Genomic DNA, 15,513 nt, shown 5'->3' with positions numbered 1-15,513 from the left:
CGCTCACCACATCGTCTGCCGCGCACGCTCGGGCCATTCGCGGTCGTATTTCTCACCGCCGACCATGTCGTCGCTCATCTCGGCCAGAATTTGCCCCGGCGTCGGCAAGGTTTTGGGATCGACCCGCTTGTCGGGGTTCCAGAGATCGGAGCGCACGATGGCCCGCGCACACTGAAAATAGATTTCTTCCACCGTCATGACGATCACGGTGCGCGGCGCCTTGCCGTCCATCTTGAACGACTGCAACAGGTCGGGCTCAGCCGATACATACGCGCGGCCATTGACCCGCAGCGTGCTGCCGGAACCGGGAATCAGGAACAGCAGCGCTACACGGGGATCGCGCACGATGTTGCGCAGGGAATCGCAGCGGTTGTTGCCGCGGCGATCCGGCATCATCAGCGTCTTGTCGTCGTGAACGCGAACGAAACCCGCGAGGTCGCCGCGCGGCGAACAATCGAGCCCTTCCGGCCCAGAGGTCGCCAGCGCCGCGAATGGCGACTGGTCCATCAGCGCGCGATAGGCCGGCGTGACGCGGTCGGCGACCTTGACCGTCGAGGCATCGTTGGGAAAGCCGTAGATGGCCTCGAGCTGCTCGATGGTCGCAATAACCGTCATTCCCGATCTCCTGGAGCCTGATCGGTTCTGATTGCATCAGAACCGGGCTCCATCTCTTGTTTGACGCGTTTTCTACCGCAGATAAGTCTACGCAATCTGCGTAAACTTGATTGCTATGCGAACCGGTATCCACTTCGCTTGAAAACGCTTTGTTACTCGGCCCACTTCTCGCCCTTGACGATCCGCACGAACTGGCGCGCGTGATATTCGGCGCTGGAGACATTGATGATGGTGACGTCGGGCGCGGCCGACGTATCCTCGACCGTGCGGTTAAGCCGCTGGTCGAGCCTGCCGTCGCTGCCGCGGGCGCGCAGCGCGATACGCTCCGCCAGCACGTTCGGCGGCGCCGTGATCGAGACCACCACGACATCGGCATAGGCCCGGCGCATCCCGGCAATCACGGTGCGCGAGACATTCGCGACCACCGTGCGTCCGGCACGAATATCGTCATCGATCGCCCGCGACAGGGCATAACGATGGCCATGGGCTTCCCAATGGACAGCAAAATGACCGCGCTCGACCGCCTCCTGGAACGTCCCGGCGCTCACCTCTTCGTTGTCCTCGGAGGCAGAAGCCTGCCTCGTGATCACGCGGCGCGGAAACACGATGGTGGGATCATCCGTGCAGGCGGCCTTTGCCAGACCAAGCAGCGTATCCTTGCCGGCGCCGCTGGGGCCAACGACAAGGATAAGCCAGCCGGGTCCGATCGCGTTCGCACCGCCTGTCGTGTGGGTCAGAGTTTCCGTCATGCGACCCGCTCCCCTTCCCGCCAGACGCTGCGCACCACCGGAATGTCGCGGGCGACATGCACCCGGATCAGGTCGGCGCGCTTGCCGGTTGCGATCTCGCCGCGATCCGAAAGCCCCACGGCCTCGGCCGGCGTCTTGGTGACGGTGCGGACGGCGGAAGCGAGATCGATCGCCGGAACGCGCTGCGGCAGTTGCAGCGCCGCCATCAACAGGCTCGACGGGATGTAGTCGGAGGACAGGATGTCCAACAGTCCCTCGCGGGCGAGATCGACGGCGGCGATATTGCCGGAATGCGAACCACCGCGCACCACGTTCGGCGCGCCCATCAAAATGCCGATGCCGGCCTGGTGCAGACCGCGCGCCGCCTCCATCGTGGTCGGAAACTCCGCCACCGAGACACGATCCTGAATCGCGTCGGCGACGTTTTCCTCCGTGGTGTCGTCATGGCTGGCAAGCGGGATCTCGTACTTGTGGGCAAGCGCCACGATCTCGCGCATGTTGGTCGCGGCATAAGCCTTTTGATAGGCAAAACGCTTTTCGAACAGGGCATCGAGTTCGGCGTCGGTCATCCCGGCGCCCTTGCCGCGATAATAATCGCGCAGCTTGCCTTCATCGCGGAACTGACGCTGCCCGGGCGTGTGGTCCATCAGCGACATCAGCCGCACGTCGGGCCGGTCGATCAGCTCCAAGGCTTCCTCGACCACGCTCGGCATCGGAATTTCACAGCGCAGGTGCAGGAAGTGTTCGGCGCGCAGCAAATTGGCCTCGCGCGCCGCGGTGATCGCTTCCGCCAGAATGCCTGCCCTGCCGTCAACCTCCTCGGCGCCGTCCTCGCGCCAGACCCGAAGCGAATCCAGCACGGTGGTAATGCCTGACGTCGCCAACTGGCCGTCATAGGAAACCACCGCCGCGATCGGATCCCAAAACACCTTTGGGCGCGGCACGTAATGCATTTCGAGATGGTCGGTGTGCAGCTCGATCAGGCCCGGCATGATCAAATCACCGGCGGCATCCATGCTGCCCTTGGGCGCGTCACCCTCGCCGAATTCGGCGATGCGGCCGTTAGCGATGGCGATCCAGCCGCGTTCGATCACGCGATCGGCCAGCACGACGCGGGCGTTGCCAACAATGGTTTCTGTCGAAGTCATCTCACGTCTCTTCCTTCAAGCCGCGGCGGCAAACGATGTCACGTCGACGATTCGGTCGGCGATCAGATGGCGTATCTCGTCGTCATGGACGATGGCGACCATCGCCACGCCCTCGCGCTTCTTCTGGGCGACCAGCTCGACCACGACGGCGCGATTGGCGGCGTCCAGCGAGGCGGTCGGTTCATCCAGCAGCAGGATCGGCAGATCCGAAATGAACCCGCGCGCGATGTTGACCCGCTGCTGTTCGCCGCCCGAGAACGTCGACGGCGGCAGCGCCAACAGCCGCTCGGGAATATTGAGCCGGCGCAACAAGGCGCCGGCCTTTTCGCGGGCTTCGGCGCGCGCCGTTCCGTTCGCAATCAGCGGCTCGGCCACCACGTCGATCGTCGCCACACGGGGCACCGCCCGCAGAAACTGGCTGACATAACCGATGGTCGAGCGCCGCACGCTCAGCACCTGCCGCGGCTCGGCGGTGGCGAGATCGATCACCGAGCCCTGGTGACGGATTCCGATCTTGCCGCCGTCGCAGCGGTAATTGCCGAAGATCATCTTCAGGATCGAGGATTTCCCGGCGCCTGACGGCCCCGACAGTACCACACATTCGCCCGGCTCGACACGGAACGAGACGCCGTGCACCACGGGCAATTCGATGCCGCCCTGCAGGTGCATCGTGAAACTCTTTTTGGCGTTGGTGATGTCGATCATCGCGGTCATTGTTTCAGCTCACGCCGGCAAAATCGAGGAAACGAGCAACTGGGTGTAGGGCTCGCGGGGATCGTCCAGCACCTGATCGGTCAGCCCGGTCTCGATGACGCGCCCGCCCTTCATCACCATCACGCGATGCGACAGCAGCCGCGCCACGGCGAGATCGTGGGTGACGACGATGGCGGCAAGCCCGAGTTCGCTGACGAGGTTGCGCATCAGGTCGAGCAGGCGCGCCTGTACGGAAACATCGAGCCCGCCGGTCGGCTCATCCATGAACACCAACCGCGGCTCGGTGACGAGGTTGCGCGCGATCTGCAGCCGCTGCCGCATGCCCCCCGAATAGGTTTTCGGCGCGTCGTCGATGCGATCGGTATCGATCTCGACCCGCTCCAGCCAGGATGACGCAGTATCGCGGATGCGGCCGTAGTGATTCCAACCCACAGCCATCAACCGTTCGCCGACATTGGCGCCGGCCGACACCGCCATCCGCAGGCCCAGCGCGGGGTCCTGATGTACATAGCCCCAGTCGGTACGAAACAAAAAGCGCCGTTCGGCTTCGCCGAGACCGGCGAGATCGCGCAGCACGCCGTCGCGCATCCGGTAGGAGACATGCCCGGCGCTCGGCGCGAGCTGCGCCGACAGCAGTTGCAGCAGCGTCGACTTGCCCGAGCCGGACTCGCCGACGATGGCCAGCACCTCGCCCGGATAGAGCGCAAAGGATACGTCGCGGCAGGCGGTCAGCCGGCCATAGTTCTTGCCGAGGTTATCAGCGACCAGCAGCGGCTGGTCATCCTGCGCGAGGGTTTTGGGCTCAGCCATGTGCCCTCTCCTTGTGCGGGGCCGCGCTCTCGCTGCCGCGATGGCCAGCCAACTGGCGCGACTCACAGTAATCCGTATCGGAGCAGACGAACATCCGGCTACCTTTGTCGTCGGTGACGATCTCGTCGAGATAGGAATCGCCGGCGCCGCACAGCGCGCAGGGGGCGTCGAACCGGTAGCGCGTGAACGGATGATCCTCGAAGTCGAGCGACACCACATGAGTGTGCGGCGGGATCGCATAGATGCGTTTCTCGCGGCCGGCGCCAAACAATTGCAGCGCCGGGCAATTGTCCATCTTCGGATTGTCGAATTTCGGCGTCGGCGACGGATCCATCACATAGCGCGCGTTCACCTTCACCGGATAGGCGTAGGAGGTCGCGATATGGCCGAAGCGCGCGATGTCCTCGTACAGCTTGACGTGCATCAGACCGTATTCAGCGAGCGCATGCATGCGCCGGGTCTCGGTCTCGCGCGGCTCCAGGAAGCGCAGTGGCTCGGGAATCGGCACCTGATAGACCAGCACCTGGCCGCCATGCAGCGGCGCCTCGGGAATCCGGTGCCGGGTCTGGATCACGGTGGCATCAGATGTCGCGGTGGTGGTGGCGACGCCGGCGGTCTTGCCGAAGAACTTTCGGATCGAGATCGCGTTGGTGGTGTCGTCGGAGCCCTGGTCGATCACCTTCAGCACGTCATCTGGTCCGAGGATCGCCGCCGTCACCTGCACGCCGCCGGTGCCCCAGCCATAGGGCATCGGCATTTCGCGGCTGGCGAACGGCACCTGATAGCCGGGGATCGCGATCGCTTTCAGGATCGCGCGGCGGATCATCCGCTTGGTCTGCTCGTCGAGATAGGCGAAATTGTAAGCCGGCGCGTTCATTCCGCGGCCTCCTGCATCGGCGGCGCTTCATTCGCCTCGGAAAATTCCTTGCGCAGTTTGCGCAACAGGCCGAGTTCGGACTGGAAGTCGACGTAATGCGGCAGCTTGAGATGTTCGACGAAGCCGGTCGCCTGGACGTTGTCGGAGTGCGACATCACGAACTCGTCGTCTTGTGCGGGGGCGATTACTTCCTCACCGAGTTCGCGGGCACGCAAGGCGCGGTCTACCAGCGCCATTGACATGGTCTTGCGTTCGCTCTGCCCAAACGCAAGTCCGTAGCCGCGCGTGAAACACGGCGCTTCGGTGGCCGAACCCTTGAACTGGTTGACCATCTGGCATTCGGTCATCGCAATCGAGCCGAGTGGCACCGCGAAGCCTACGTCCTCGGCCATGAACTCGACCTCGACCTCGCCGAAACGAATTTCGCCCGCGAACGGATGGTTGCGGCCGTAGCCACGCTGCGTCGAATAGCCCAGCGCCAGCAGAAACCCCTCGTCGGCACGCGCGAGATTTTGCAGGCGCAGATCGCGGTCGGCCGGAAAATTCAGCGGCTCCCGCGTCAGGTCGCCGACGGGTTTGTCGGCGCCTGCCTCGGGCGATGTCTCGATCAGGCCGTCGCGGCCGAGAATGTCGGTCACGCGTGGTGTCGCCGCGGTCGATGCTTCGCCGGTGGCCGGTTCTTCCGGCGTAAATCCTTCGGCGAGTTGCGGATCCAGCAGGCGATGGGTGTAATCGAAGGTGGGGCCGAGAATTTGCCCGCCCGGGATGTCCTTGAAGGTCGAGGAAATCCGGCGACGCACTTGCATCGCGCCGGTATCGACCGGCTCGGTGGCGCCGAAGCGCGGCAGGGTGGCGCGGAAGGCACGCACCAGAAAGATCGCCTCGATCATGTCGCCGCGCGCCTGTTTCATGGCCAGCGCGGCCAGTTCGCGGTCGTACAGCGAGCCTTCGGTCATGACGCGATCGACACCGAGCGAAAGCTGCCCCGAGATCTGGTCCAATGACAGTTCGGGAACGTCGCGGTCGCCACGCCGCTCATGCGCCAGCAGGCGATGGGCGTTTTCGATGGCGCGCTCGCCGCCCTTGACGGCTACATACATCGTCAGTCTCCCTTCGCAACAAGCCGCGTCGTGCGCGGTATCGCGACAATGGCGTCGTCATGAACCAGCACGACGTCGATGCCGCGAGGAAACAGCGCGGAATTGACCGCGAGCCGTTCGAACAGGTCGTGCGGCTCGATCCCGGCTCGCAGGGTTGCGGTGCCGTCGATGCCGGGACCGCGCAATTCGAAAACAGTACCGTGCGCCAGGCTTTCGACCTGCAGAATCAGCGTCGTCGCGCGGTCCGGATATTCATTGCTGCCGAACGCGAAGCGATCGAGCGGCGGCAGGTTTGCGGGATCGCCGATCAGCGCGAAGCTCGCGATCGACGAATCCGCAATGACAGGCGCGCTGGTATGGAACTTGAGCCATTTGGAAACATCAGGAGTTTCCGACATCGCCGAATCCAGCCAAATCGGCGTGTCGTGGTCGAACAGGGTCAGCGCGATGGCCGCAGAGCCGCGCATCATCGCGTCTGGTGTACCGGCGGTAGCGGCGATACGCTGGACGCTGCCGGGGCGCGCCATCGCATCCATGACTGAGCGGAAGGTCGATTGCGCCGACAACACCTTGTCGGCAAATCCTGCGGGCAGTTCTGCAACCGTTGTCATGTCTCAGCCTTCCCCGCGCACCAGCGTGTAGAAATCGACCCGCGTCGCCGCGGCCTCGGCGGCCTTCTGGTTCCGCACTGCGATCATCGCCGCGCGCAGCGGCGCAATCACTTTGGTTTCCACGATTTCAGCGAATTCAGCCGACTGCACCATGGCATCGCACAGCGCGACCATCTGCGCCTTGTGCCGGTCGCGGCCGAGCGTGTAGCCGAAGCCGACTTCGCCGGTCGAAAGCCGCACCGCCGCGCGCGACACCGTGGCTTCGCCGAGGTTGAACGCCGCGCCGTCGCCGCCGACGCGGCCGCGCACCATCACGAGGCCGTTCTCGGGCTCGCGTAAATTCTCGTGCACCGGCGATGCGATGGCGCCGAGACGATCCAGGATCTCGGCCGCGTCAATGTGCGCCAGCACCGCCATGGCGGCCTTGCGGCGCGCCTGCCCTGCGCTTTCGTGCTTCTGATTTTCGTCGCTTGCCATCATGTCGGCCTTGCCGGACTTAAGTTGTCTATGATACTAGACAACTCGATAATGGAATGCCATGACTGTTTCGTGACGACAAGGTAATTTTTTCCCGATGGAACACTTCGCGCCACTGACCGCAACATGAGCATGCAGGACACGGCTTCGGGCGTGGCGCTGTGGCGGCAAGTTGCCGACGGCATCGAGCGCGGCATCGCCGACGGCCGCTTTGCCGCCGGCGAAAAGCTGCCGGGCGAGATGGAGATCGCCGAAACCTACCGGGTCAACCGCCACACCGTGCGCCGCGCGCTGGCAACGCTGGCGGAACGCGGGCTGGTGCGGGCCGAACGTGGCAGCGGCACTTATGTCGAGGTCCGACGCCTCGCTTATCCGCTGCGCTCACGGACGCGGTTCTCCGAGATCGTCGGCGCCGGCGGCCAGGAGCCGCGCGGCCAGTTGATCGACGCCTCCGACGACGTCGCGACGCGGGAACTCGCGCGGGAACTGGGTTTGAAGACCGGCGCACCGCTGATCCGGATCGAATCGATCAGGTCCGCCGACCGCACGCCGATCTGCGTCAGCACCACCTGGCTTTCCGCCGAACGTTTCCCCGACGCCGGAAAAGTCTTCGCCAACCTGCGCTCGATGACCAAGCTGCTGGCGCATTACGGCGTTCGCGACTACCGGCGGTCGTCGACCAGGATCACCGCCGGGATCGTCGAGGCCACCGATGCCGCACGATTGGACCTCACGCTCGGACGCCCGATCCTCGTGGTCGACAGCACCGACGTCGACACCGAAGGAAGGCCGCTGGTGACAAAGCGCTCGCGCTTCGCCGCCGAGCGTGTCGAGTTTTTGGTGGAGAATAGTTGAGGGCTACGTCACCGCGCGCTGGCCGATGATGGCGAAGCGCAATTTGGTGGAAATCCAGTCGATTGCGGCGACCGCGACCAGGATCATCAGGATCAGGAACGAGACCTTCTGCCATTCCAGCACGCGGATCTGCTCGGCGAGCTGCAGGCCGATGCCGCCGGCGCCGACGATGCCGATGATGGTGGCCGAGCGGGTGTTCGATTCGATGAAATACAGCACCTGCCCCGCGATCACGGGCAGCACCTGCGGCATCAGGCCGAAGCGTATCTCGTGCAGCGCGTTGCCGCCGGAGGCCCGGATGCCCTCGACCTGCTTCTTGTCGGCGGCCTCGATGGCTTCGGAAAACAATTTGCCGAACGCGCCGAAATCCGACACCGCGATTGCCAGCACGCCGGCGAACGGGCCGAGGCCGACGACATTGATCCAGACCAGCGCCCAGATCAGCGTGTCGACGCCGCGGATCGAGTCCAGAAAACGCCGCACCGGAAAGCGGATGAAATTGGAGGGAACGATGTTGCGCGCCGCCAGCAGGCTGACCGGTAATGCCATGATGGCGGCGAGCGTGGTCCCGAGCAGCGCAATCGAGAGGGTTTCGCCCAGCGCAGAAAGATAGAGCGGCAGCGACGATCCGGGATCGGGCGGGATCATCATCAGCGTGATCCAGCCGAGCTGGTGTAGCCCGTTGAACAGTTTCGTCGGCGAAAACTCCAGATCGACCAGCCCGAAGACGAAGATGGCGAAAGCGCCAGCGATCATCGCCGGCATCGCCAGCCGGGCAGAAGCCGGTCGATCGAAAACATCAGGGTATTTCGCCCGCAACCGTTGGCGGTCCGGCTTCGGCAACTGGCTCATGACCGGGCATCCTTGCCGAACAGCCGGCCGCGCAGCCAGCCGGTGCCGATGTCGATGATGAAGACGGTCGCGATGATGGTCACGAGGATCGCGCTGACATCGGAGTAATAGAATTTTCGGATCGCGACCACGAGCTCCTGGCCGATGCCGCCGGCGCCGACGAAGCCCATCACCGATGCCTCGCGGACGTTGATCTCGAAGCGCAGCAACGCATAGCTGGCATAGCCCGCCGACACCTGCGGCAACACGGCAAAGCGCATGCAGGACAGCCAGCTCGCGCCGGTCGAGCGCACGCCTTCGACCGGTTTCATGTCGGCGTTTTCAACGATCTCCGAGAACAGCTTTCCAAGCGCCCCTGTGGAGTGGATCGCAATCGCCAGCACGCCCGCCATCGGGCCGAGGCCGAAGGCGATGACAAAGATCAGCGCGAATACGATGCCGGGAACGGTGCGGGCGAATTCCAAGAGACGCCGCACCGTGAAGCGCAGCCACGGCCCCGGCGAGGTGTTTTGCGCAGCGAAGAAGTTCAGCGCGAACGCCAGCACCGCACCCATCAGGGTGCCGACATAGCTGATCAGGATGGTTTCGCCGAGCAGCCGGAGCCATTTGTGCCAGCCCCAGAACCATTCCGCCGGGTTAGTCCAGACCCTGGTGCCGTCTTCCAGCGTGAAGATCCGGTCGAAATAGCTGAGGAAGTTTCCGAAGAACTTGAAGAACGTGCGCAGGTTTACTTCAGCGCCGACGGCCGCGACGACCAGCGCGGCAAAGAAGACCGCTGCCGCCACCGTCAACCGAAGCCGCTTGCGGGCGACGGCCTTGCGATAGGCCTCGCTCAAGGCAGCCAGTTGCGGCGCTGGAAGGATGGATACGGCGGTCGCCATCGAGGCTCGCTACTCCGGTTGGAAATCAGGACGGAAAAAGGCCGGGTCGCTGCGACCCGGCCTGTACACGCTCCGCCGAACGATCAGGACGCCTTCTTGCGAAGATTGTCCACGAACTTGATCAACTCGATGGTCTTGTCGTAGTCGGCGTTCGTGATCGGCTGCCAGGGCAGGTTCTTGCCGTCTGACAGCTTCTTGAAGCCTTCGCTGTCCTTTTCTGCCATCTCGAGGAACGCCTTCTTGATCGCGGCCTTCATGTCGTCGGGCAGGTCGCTGAGATAGGCATAGGGCGAGTTGATGATGAGGTCGGACTTCACGATGATGCGGAAGTCTTCCTTCTTCAACGACGTTCCGTCGCTCGACTTGACCATGTTCTTGTTGAGCATGCGGGTCAGGTTCGAATCGTTGTCAGCGTTCCACCAGTTGGCGGCGACGTCGACGGTGCCCTGCGCCAGCGCCAGCACCGCATTCTCGTGGCTACCCGTGAAGATAACCTTGGAGAAGAACGCATCCGGGTCGATGCCGACCTGGTTCAGCTTGAAGCGCGGCATGTTGTTGCCGGAGGTCGAGTTCGGGTCGACCAGCCCGAGATTCTTGCCCTTCAAATCTTCGATCTTCTGGTATGGGCTGTTGGCGCGCACGTAGAACACCGAATAGTAGCCCTTGGAGCCGTCGGCATTGACGTCGATCACGAACGCGTCGGTCTTGACACCGGTCACGCGCGCCCGGGCGAAGGAAGCCGGGCCGTAATAGCCGATATGGATGTTGCCGGCTCGCTGGCCTTCGATAACAGCGGCATAGTCGTTGGCGACGCGCAGATTGACCTTGATGCCGAGTTCTTTCGACAAGTAGTTTACCAAGGGCGTGTAACGCTCGGTGACTCCAGAACCGTTCTCCGCCGGGATCACCGCGAAGGTGATTTCCGGATATTTCGCTTTCCAGTCCTCGGCGAATGCGCCGGATGCGGAGAACGCCAGCGCGGCGGCGCCGGCAAGAACGATGCGACGATTGATCATGATATGCCCTCTTGTTGTAGATGCGCCTATCGGCCGGTGCAGGTTCGCAACGGCCGCCTGTACAGAAAAAGGAAACTCAGGCCGCGGCGGCGGTGCCGAGCGCGGGAACGCCTGAAACTTCGGGAGCCGCGACCGGCGCACCGCCCATGACGTCATTGGCTTCGAGATCGTAGAGCTCGCGCGCGATAAGGTCGGTCAGAACAGCCGGCGCGCCGTCGAACACCACGCGGCCCGCGGACATCCCGATCAGGCGGTCGCAATAGCTCCGCGCCAGATCGAGCGAATGCAGGTTGCAGATCACGGTGATGCCGAAATGCTTGTTGATGCGCAGCAGCGCGTCCATCACGATCCGCGTGTTGCGGGGATCGAGCGAGGCGATCGGCTCGTCGGCGAGAATGATGTCAGGTTCCTGCACCAGCGCGCGAGCGATCGCGACCCGCTGCTGCTGGCCGCCGGAAAGCTGGTCGGCGCGCTGGGCCGCGAGCGAGGCCATGTCGAACTGTTCGAGCGCCGACATCGCCAGCGCCCTGTCCTGTTCCGGCCAGGTTTGCGTCAGCGAGCGCCAGGACGGGATGTCGGCAAGCCGGCCCATCAGCACGTTGGTGAGCACGTCGAGCCGGCCGACCAGATTGAATTGCTGAAAGATCATCGCCGAGCGCGCGCGCCACTGCCGCAAGTCCTTGCCCCGCAGCGCAGTCACGTCGACGCCTTCGAACAGGATGCGGCCTTCGGAAGGTTCTGCAAGACGGTTGATCATCCGCAGCAGCGTCGACTTGCCGGCGCCCGAACGGCCGATCACGCCGACGAAGCTGCCTGGCGCGATTGAGAATGACGCATTATCCACCGCGGCTTTTGTGCCGAAACGACACGTCAAACCTTCAACCACCAGCATGCAATGCTCCAGACGCCAAGGCTTCAGATGCCAAGTCGTGAACCATCGCTATCGGCTGGATATTTCAGTTGTGTGACAGCAGCGCTGCGATGCGGCAATCGTCCACACCGGCGATGTCAGTCATGCAATCGTCATGACGTTGTCATGAAGTGCCCTGATGACGTGCGCACTCGCACCTCTGAGCTGCGTAGTACCCGCACCTCGGACTGCCGAAGGGAATGCAGATGGCCGGCAAGACGCTTTCCACCGAACCGACGATCGATCCCACGGCGTCGGTGCGCGAAAGCAAGCTCGGCGCCTATACCGAGGTCGGCGCGCGGACCATCCTGCTCGAAGTCGCGATGGACGACTATTCCTACGTCGTCAACGACGCCCAGATCACCTACACGACGATCGGAAAGTTCTGCTCGATCGCGGCGATGACGCGAATCAACCCGGGCAACCATCCGATGCACCGCGCCACGCAGGCACACTTCACCTATCGCGCCAGCGCCTATTTTCCCGGCGAGGCCGACGATGCCGAATTCTTCGCCTGGCGGCGCGAACACCACGTTTATATCGGCCACGATGTCTGGATCGGGCATGGCGCGGTGATCCTGCCGGGCCGCAGCATCGGCACCGGCGCCGTGGTCGCCGCCGGCGCGATCGTGACCAAGGACGTTCCGGCCTACAGCATTGTCGGCGGAAATCCGGCCCGCGTCATCAAGCGGCGATTCACCGAAAGCGTCGCCGGCCGGCTTGCCGAACTGGCCTGGTGGAACTGGGATCACGAAACGCTGCGCCGTGCCCTGCCCGATTTCCGCAAGCTTGACATCGAAGGCTTTCTCGAAAAATACGAGGCGGCAGCCGTCTCCACCCGTGCACCCCTCAGGCATCAAGGCGCCGCATCGTGACCGATATGTTGATCGAAGGTGGCCGGGTTCTGCTCGGCACTGAAATAGTGGACACCCCGCTGCGGATCGCCGGCCGCGACATTGTTGCAGTTGGTTCGGATCACGGGCGTGGCTCTCTCGGCATCGATGCCGGTGGCCTGCTGGTGCTGCCCGGGATCGTCGACCTCCACGGCGACGCCTTCGAGCGGCAGATGATGCCGCGCCCCGGCGTCGATTTTCCGATCGACGTTGCCTTGGTCGACAGCGACCGGCAGGCGATCAGCAACGGCATCACCACCGTCTATCACGCCACCACCTGGTCGTGGGAGCCGGGCCTGCGCAGCGCCGACAATGCGAGACGGCTACTCGACGCGATCGAGGCGATGCGGCCGCAGCTCGCGGCCGACACCCGCTTCCATCTGCGCCAGGAGACCTACAATCTCGACGCCGAGACCGAGATCATGGAATGGCTGCCGGAAGGCCGCGTCGACCTGCTCGCCTTCAACGATCATATGGCTTCAACCGTCGCCAGCCTCACCAAGCCGCAGAAGCGCAGCCGCATGGTGGAGCGCACCGGTCTCTCGGGCGATGCCTTCGACCGCCTGGTGGAAAGCGTGGTTGCCCGCGCCCATGACGTGCCGGCCTCGGTCGCCCGGTTGGCACAGGCGGCGCGCGACGCCAATGTGCGGATGCTGTCGCATGACGACGACAGCCCGGAGATGCGCAAGGCGTTCCGCTCGCAGGGCGTGGGCATCGCCGAATTTCCGGTCAACGAGGAGACCGCGCGCGAGGCGGCCAGCGCCGGCGACTTCATCGTGTTCGGGGCGCCCAATGTCGTGCGCGGCGGCAGCCATACCGGCTGGACCAAAGCCTCCGACATGATCGCCAAGGGCCTGTGTTCGGTGCTGGCATCCGACTATTACTATCCGGCGCCGCTGCTGGCGGCGTTTCGTCTGGCCGCCGATGGCGTGTTGCCGCTGGCCGAGGCCTGGCGACTGATCTCGTCCGCGCCGGCGCGCGCCGCCGGCCTGACCGATCGCGGCACGCTCGCCGCGGGAGCCCGCGCCGACATCCTGCTGGTCGACGACACGCTGCCGTTGCGGCCGCGAATCGTCGCGGTGATATCAGCCGGACGTCTGGTGCATCTGACCGAGGCCCACCGTCTCGTGCATGCGCCGGTCGCACGCAAGGCAGTTGCGGCCGCCTGACACGGCTCTATTCTGACGCAATGGCAACTCACCCACGTTACGCAATCTATTACGCCGACGCGCCCGGCAGCACGCTCGACCGTTTCGGCGCGTCGCTGCTCGGCTACGATGCTTACAGCGGCGAAGAACTGCCGTTTCCGGACGGCTTACCGCCGGACTGGCGCGAGCTGGCGCAGGATCCCCGCAAATACGGCTTCCACGCCACGCTGAAAGCGCCGATGACGCTGGCGCCAGGCCGAACCGAAGCCCAGCTTGTCGCCGCCTGCGAACTGTTTGCCGATGCGGCGCGGCCAGTTCCCCTGATCAAGCCAGCGATCGATACCATCAGCGGCTTTATCGCGGTAATCCCGGCTGAACCATCGCCGGAGCTCGAGCGGCTGGCCGCCGATTGCACCCGCGCGTTCGACTTCTTCCGCGCGCCACTCACACCCGAGGACCGCGCGCGGCGCAATCCAGCAAAACTGACGGCGCGGCAGTGCGAGTATCTGGACCGCTGGGGCTATCCTTACGTGATGGAAGAGTTTCGCTTTCACATGACGCTGACCGGGCGGCTGCCCGCCGAGCGGCGCGATGGCGTGGTGGCGATGCTGCGAAGCCGCTTTGCCGCGATCGAGCTTGCGACGCTGGAGATCGACCGGATTGCCCTGTTCCGTCAGGACGACGCGGCGTCGCGCTTCGGGATTATCGGCCACTGGCCGTTGCGGGCCAGCGCCTGAAGCAGCCCGTGCATCACACCGGCTTTTCGTCGTCCGTCACCGGCGAGGTGATCACCAGGAACACGAGATCGGTCAGCCCCGAATTCGAAATCGCATGTTCGACGCCCGGCGGCAGGAAGATGAAGTCGTGCCTGCGCACGACGTGGTTCTTTCCTGCGATCTCCATCAGCCCTTCGCCCTCGAGCACGTGGTAGATCTGCTCCTGGACCAGATGCTTGTGGCGCGCGACATGTGCCATCGGCTGGTACATCGAAATGCGGTAATCGATGTGACGGGAGCCGGCCGTCTCCGGCATCACCAGCGGTTTTGACAGCGCACCACCGAAATGATTGGGGAATTCGCGCCACGGCACCTCGGCGATGTTGCGAATGAAGGCGCCGTTGTTCTCTGAAGCCATGCTTGCTTCCTCTCAGATCACCAGCGCGCCGCCGTCGATATAGACGGTCGCCCCGGTCGCAAATCCGTTCGCCATGAAACTCAGGATTTGCCGGGCGATGTCCTCGCCGACGCCGACGCGGCCAACTGGCAACGACGCCGCGGCTTTCGCCAGCATCTCACGCCGCGCTTCTTCCGGCATCGCGGCGCGGATCGGCGTGTCGATAATGCCGGGCGATACGCAGTTTACCCGCACCGGCGCCAGTTCGAGCGCCAGCGCCCGCGACAGTGATTCCAGCGCGCCGTTGGCGGCGCTGACGATGGCTGAATTCGGCCGCGGCCGAACGCTCAGGAATCCGGATACCAGCGTCAGCGATCCGCCGGCGCGGATTTCGGCATGTTTTGCCACCCGCCATGCGCCCCAGAACTTGCCTTCCATCGTGCCGCGCACATCCTCCATCGTGACCGTCTTGAACGGGCCGGAGCGAAGCTGCGCTGCCGTGACCACGACATGATCGACCGGGCCGCAGCTACGGAACAGTTTGGTGACGCTGTCGTCGCTGGTGACGTCGGCAGGGATCGCGATCGCGTTCAACGCGTCGGCGGCCTTGTCGAGCCGCTCGACATTGCGCGACGCGATGATGACGTCGGCACCCTCGCGCTTCGCCATTTCGGCGGTCGACAGACCAATGCCGGAGGAGCCACCGACGACGACGACCTTCTTGCCTGCAAGCAACATGTGATT

At 64.1% G+C, this 15,513-nt stretch carries 19 protein-coding genes; 4 read left to right on the top strand and 15 right to left on the bottom strand.

Features of this window, described 5'->3' with window-relative positions:
* Positions 1-3: 3 nt before the first annotated feature.
* The 9 genes from BLS26_RS27275 to phnG form a co-directional block, all read right to left on the bottom strand.
* Positions 4-615 carry a pyridoxamine 5'-phosphate oxidase family protein gene (locus BLS26_RS27275; protein WP_092515634.1) on the bottom strand — a complete coding sequence of 204 codons (612 nt, stop codon included), beginning with the start codon at positions 613-615 and terminating at the stop codon, positions 4-6.
* A gap of 152 nt (positions 616-767) precedes the next feature.
* On the bottom strand, positions 768-1,364 hold the full coding sequence (gene phnN, locus BLS26_RS27270; RefSeq protein ID WP_092515633.1) for a phosphonate metabolism protein/1,5-bisphosphokinase (PRPP-forming) PhnN: 597 nt from the start codon (positions 1,362-1,364) through the stop codon (positions 768-770).
* Complete coding sequence (locus BLS26_RS27265) at positions 1,361-2,512, bottom strand: alpha-D-ribose 1-methylphosphonate 5-triphosphate diphosphatase (protein ID WP_092515632.1); 1,152 nt, start codon at positions 2,510-2,512, stop codon at positions 1,361-1,363. The genes phnN and BLS26_RS27265 overlap by 4 nt, the downstream gene beginning before the upstream one ends.
* Positions 2,513-2,527: 15 nt before the next feature.
* A complete protein-coding gene (gene phnL, locus BLS26_RS27260) occupies positions 2,528-3,226 on the bottom strand; it encodes a phosphonate C-P lyase system protein PhnL (RefSeq protein WP_092515631.1) in 699 nt (232 codons plus the stop codon).
* 9 nt (positions 3,227-3,235) lie between these two features.
* Positions 3,236-4,036, bottom strand: a complete 801-nt coding sequence (gene phnK / locus BLS26_RS27255; RefSeq protein WP_092515630.1) for a phosphonate C-P lyase system protein PhnK — start codon at positions 4,034-4,036, stop codon at positions 3,236-3,238.
* Positions 4,029-4,913: an alpha-D-ribose 1-methylphosphonate 5-phosphate C-P-lyase PhnJ gene (locus tag BLS26_RS27250; RefSeq protein WP_092515629.1), complete on the bottom strand. Its 885-nt coding sequence runs from the start codon at positions 4,911-4,913 to the stop codon at positions 4,029-4,031. Before BLS26_RS27250 ends, phnK begins: the two co-directional genes overlap by 8 nt.
* Complete coding sequence (locus BLS26_RS27245) at positions 4,910-6,013, bottom strand: carbon-phosphorus lyase complex subunit PhnI (protein WP_092515628.1); 1,104 nt, start codon at positions 6,011-6,013, stop codon at positions 4,910-4,912. Before BLS26_RS27245 ends, BLS26_RS27250 begins: the two co-directional genes overlap by 4 nt.
* A 2-nt stretch (positions 6,014-6,015) precedes the next feature.
* A complete protein-coding gene (gene phnH / locus BLS26_RS27240) occupies positions 6,016-6,624 on the bottom strand; it encodes a phosphonate C-P lyase system protein PhnH (RefSeq protein WP_092515627.1) in 609 nt (202 codons plus the stop codon).
* 3 nt (positions 6,625-6,627) lie between these two features.
* A complete protein-coding gene (gene phnG, locus BLS26_RS27235; RefSeq protein ID WP_244541699.1) occupies positions 6,628-7,104 on the bottom strand; it encodes a phosphonate C-P lyase system protein PhnG in 477 nt (158 codons plus the stop codon).
* Positions 7,105-7,227: 123 nt separating this feature from the next.
* On the opposite strand from phnG, the gene phnF reads away from it, so the two are divergent.
* Entirely contained in the window at positions 7,228-7,956 is a 729-nt protein-coding gene (phnF, locus tag BLS26_RS27230) for a phosphonate metabolism transcriptional regulator PhnF (protein WP_092515626.1), read from the top strand.
* A gap of 3 nt (positions 7,957-7,959) precedes the next feature.
* Here phnF and phnE (BLS26_RS27225) read toward each other — a convergent pair whose 3' ends face one another.
* From phnE (BLS26_RS27225) to phnC, 4 genes are all read right to left on the bottom strand, one after another.
* Positions 7,960-8,808, bottom strand: coding sequence for a phosphonate ABC transporter, permease protein PhnE (gene phnE, locus BLS26_RS27225; protein ID WP_092515625.1), 849 nt, complete (start codon positions 8,806-8,808; stop codon positions 7,960-7,962).
* Positions 8,805-9,689 (bottom strand): phosphonate ABC transporter, permease protein PhnE, encoded by an 885-nt coding sequence (gene phnE / locus BLS26_RS27220; RefSeq protein WP_092515624.1) that lies wholly within the window; start codon positions 9,687-9,689, stop codon positions 8,805-8,807. Before phnE (BLS26_RS27220) ends, phnE (BLS26_RS27225) begins: the two co-directional genes overlap by 4 nt.
* 83 nt (positions 9,690-9,772) lie before the next feature.
* Positions 9,773-10,705, bottom strand: a complete 933-nt coding sequence (phnD, locus tag BLS26_RS27215; protein WP_092515623.1) for a phosphonate ABC transporter substrate-binding protein — start codon at positions 10,703-10,705, stop codon at positions 9,773-9,775.
* 76 nt (positions 10,706-10,781) lie between these two features.
* A complete protein-coding gene (gene phnC / locus BLS26_RS27210) occupies positions 10,782-11,597 on the bottom strand; it encodes a phosphonate ABC transporter ATP-binding protein (protein ID WP_092515622.1) in 816 nt (271 codons plus the stop codon).
* A gap of 224 nt (positions 11,598-11,821) precedes the next feature.
* Between phnC and BLS26_RS27205 the strand changes: the two genes are divergently transcribed.
* From BLS26_RS27205 to BLS26_RS27195, 3 genes are read left to right on the top strand one after another with little or no spacing between them, the layout of a single operon-like run.
* Complete coding sequence (locus tag BLS26_RS27205) at positions 11,822-12,490, top strand: chloramphenicol acetyltransferase (RefSeq protein ID WP_092515621.1); 669 nt, start codon at positions 11,822-11,824, stop codon at positions 12,488-12,490.
* Positions 12,487-13,677: an alpha-D-ribose 1-methylphosphonate 5-triphosphate diphosphatase gene (locus tag BLS26_RS27200; protein WP_092515620.1), complete on the top strand. Its 1,191-nt coding sequence runs from the start codon at positions 12,487-12,489 to the stop codon at positions 13,675-13,677. The genes BLS26_RS27205 and BLS26_RS27200 overlap by 4 nt, the downstream gene beginning before the upstream one ends.
* 20 nt (positions 13,678-13,697) lie before the next feature.
* On the top strand, positions 13,698-14,393 hold the full coding sequence (locus BLS26_RS27195) for a DUF1045 domain-containing protein (protein ID WP_092515619.1): 696 nt from the start codon (positions 13,698-13,700) through the stop codon (positions 14,391-14,393).
* Positions 14,394-14,406: 13 nt separating this feature from the next.
* On the opposite strand, the gene BLS26_RS27190 is transcribed toward BLS26_RS27195, so the two are convergent.
* Together BLS26_RS27190 and BLS26_RS27185 are read right to left on the bottom strand one after the other, a co-directional pair.
* Positions 14,407-14,790 carry a cupin domain-containing protein gene (locus BLS26_RS27190; RefSeq protein ID WP_092515618.1) on the bottom strand — a complete coding sequence of 128 codons (384 nt, stop codon included), beginning with the start codon at positions 14,788-14,790 and terminating at the stop codon, positions 14,407-14,409.
* Between the two features lie 12 nt (positions 14,791-14,802).
* Positions 14,803-15,507, bottom strand: coding sequence for an SDR family oxidoreductase (locus BLS26_RS27185; RefSeq protein WP_092515617.1), 705 nt, complete (start codon positions 15,505-15,507; stop codon positions 14,803-14,805).
* Between the last annotated feature and the right edge of the window lie 6 nt (positions 15,508-15,513).

Source organism: Afipia sp. GAS231, from assembly GCF_900103365.1.
Taxonomy (GTDB): Bacteria; Pseudomonadota; Alphaproteobacteria; order Rhizobiales; family Xanthobacteraceae; genus Bradyrhizobium.
This window is presented reverse-complemented; position numbering and strand designations above follow the sequence as displayed.

Coding starts and splice junctions, on each gene's coding strand:
- BLS26_RS27275 (WP_092515634.1), bottom strand. CDS start 615: ATGACGGTTATTGCGACCATCGAGCAGCTCGAGGCCATCTACGGCTTT.
- phnN (WP_092515633.1), bottom strand. CDS start 1,364: ATGACGGAAACTCTGACCCACACGACAGGCGGTGCGAACGCGATCGGA.
- BLS26_RS27265 (WP_092515632.1), bottom strand. CDS start 2,512: ATGACTTCGACAGAAACCATTGTTGGCAACGCCCGCGTCGTGCTGGCC.
- phnL (WP_092515631.1), bottom strand. CDS start 3,226: ATGACCGCGATGATCGACATCACCAACGCCAAAAAGAGTTTCACGATG.
- phnK (WP_092515630.1), bottom strand. CDS start 4,036: ATGGCTGAGCCCAAAACCCTCGCGCAGGATGACCAGCCGCTGCTGGTC.
- BLS26_RS27250 (WP_092515629.1), bottom strand. CDS start 4,913: ATGAACGCGCCGGCTTACAATTTCGCCTATCTCGACGAGCAGACCAAG.
- BLS26_RS27245 (WP_092515628.1), bottom strand. CDS start 6,013: ATGTATGTAGCCGTCAAGGGCGGCGAGCGCGCCATCGAAAACGCCCAT.
- phnH (WP_092515627.1), bottom strand. CDS start 6,624: ATGACAACGGTTGCAGAACTGCCCGCAGGATTTGCCGACAAGGTGTTG.
- phnG (WP_244541699.1), bottom strand. CDS start 7,104: ATGATGGCAAGCGACGAAAATCAGAAGCACGAAAGCGCAGGGCAGGCG.
- phnF (WP_092515626.1), top strand. CDS start 7,228: ATGAGCATGCAGGACACGGCTTCGGGCGTGGCGCTGTGGCGGCAAGTT.
- phnE (WP_092515625.1), bottom strand. CDS start 8,808: ATGAGCCAGTTGCCGAAGCCGGACCGCCAACGGTTGCGGGCGAAATAC.
- phnE (WP_092515624.1), bottom strand. CDS start 9,689: ATGGCGACCGCCGTATCCATCCTTCCAGCGCCGCAACTGGCTGCCTTG.
- phnD (WP_092515623.1), bottom strand. CDS start 10,705: ATGATCAATCGTCGCATCGTTCTTGCCGGCGCCGCCGCGCTGGCGTTC.
- phnC (WP_092515622.1), bottom strand. CDS start 11,597: ATGCTGGTGGTTGAAGGTTTGACGTGTCGTTTCGGCACAAAAGCCGCG.
- BLS26_RS27205 (WP_092515621.1), top strand. CDS start 11,822: ATGGCCGGCAAGACGCTTTCCACCGAACCGACGATCGATCCCACGGCG.
- BLS26_RS27195 (WP_092515619.1), top strand. CDS start 13,698: ATGGCAACTCACCCACGTTACGCAATCTATTACGCCGACGCGCCCGGC.
- BLS26_RS27190 (WP_092515618.1), bottom strand. CDS start 14,790: ATGGCTTCAGAGAACAACGGCGCCTTCATTCGCAACATCGCCGAGGTG.
- BLS26_RS27185 (WP_092515617.1), bottom strand. CDS start 15,507: ATGTTGCTTGCAGGCAAGAAGGTCGTCGTCGTCGGTGGCTCCTCCGGC.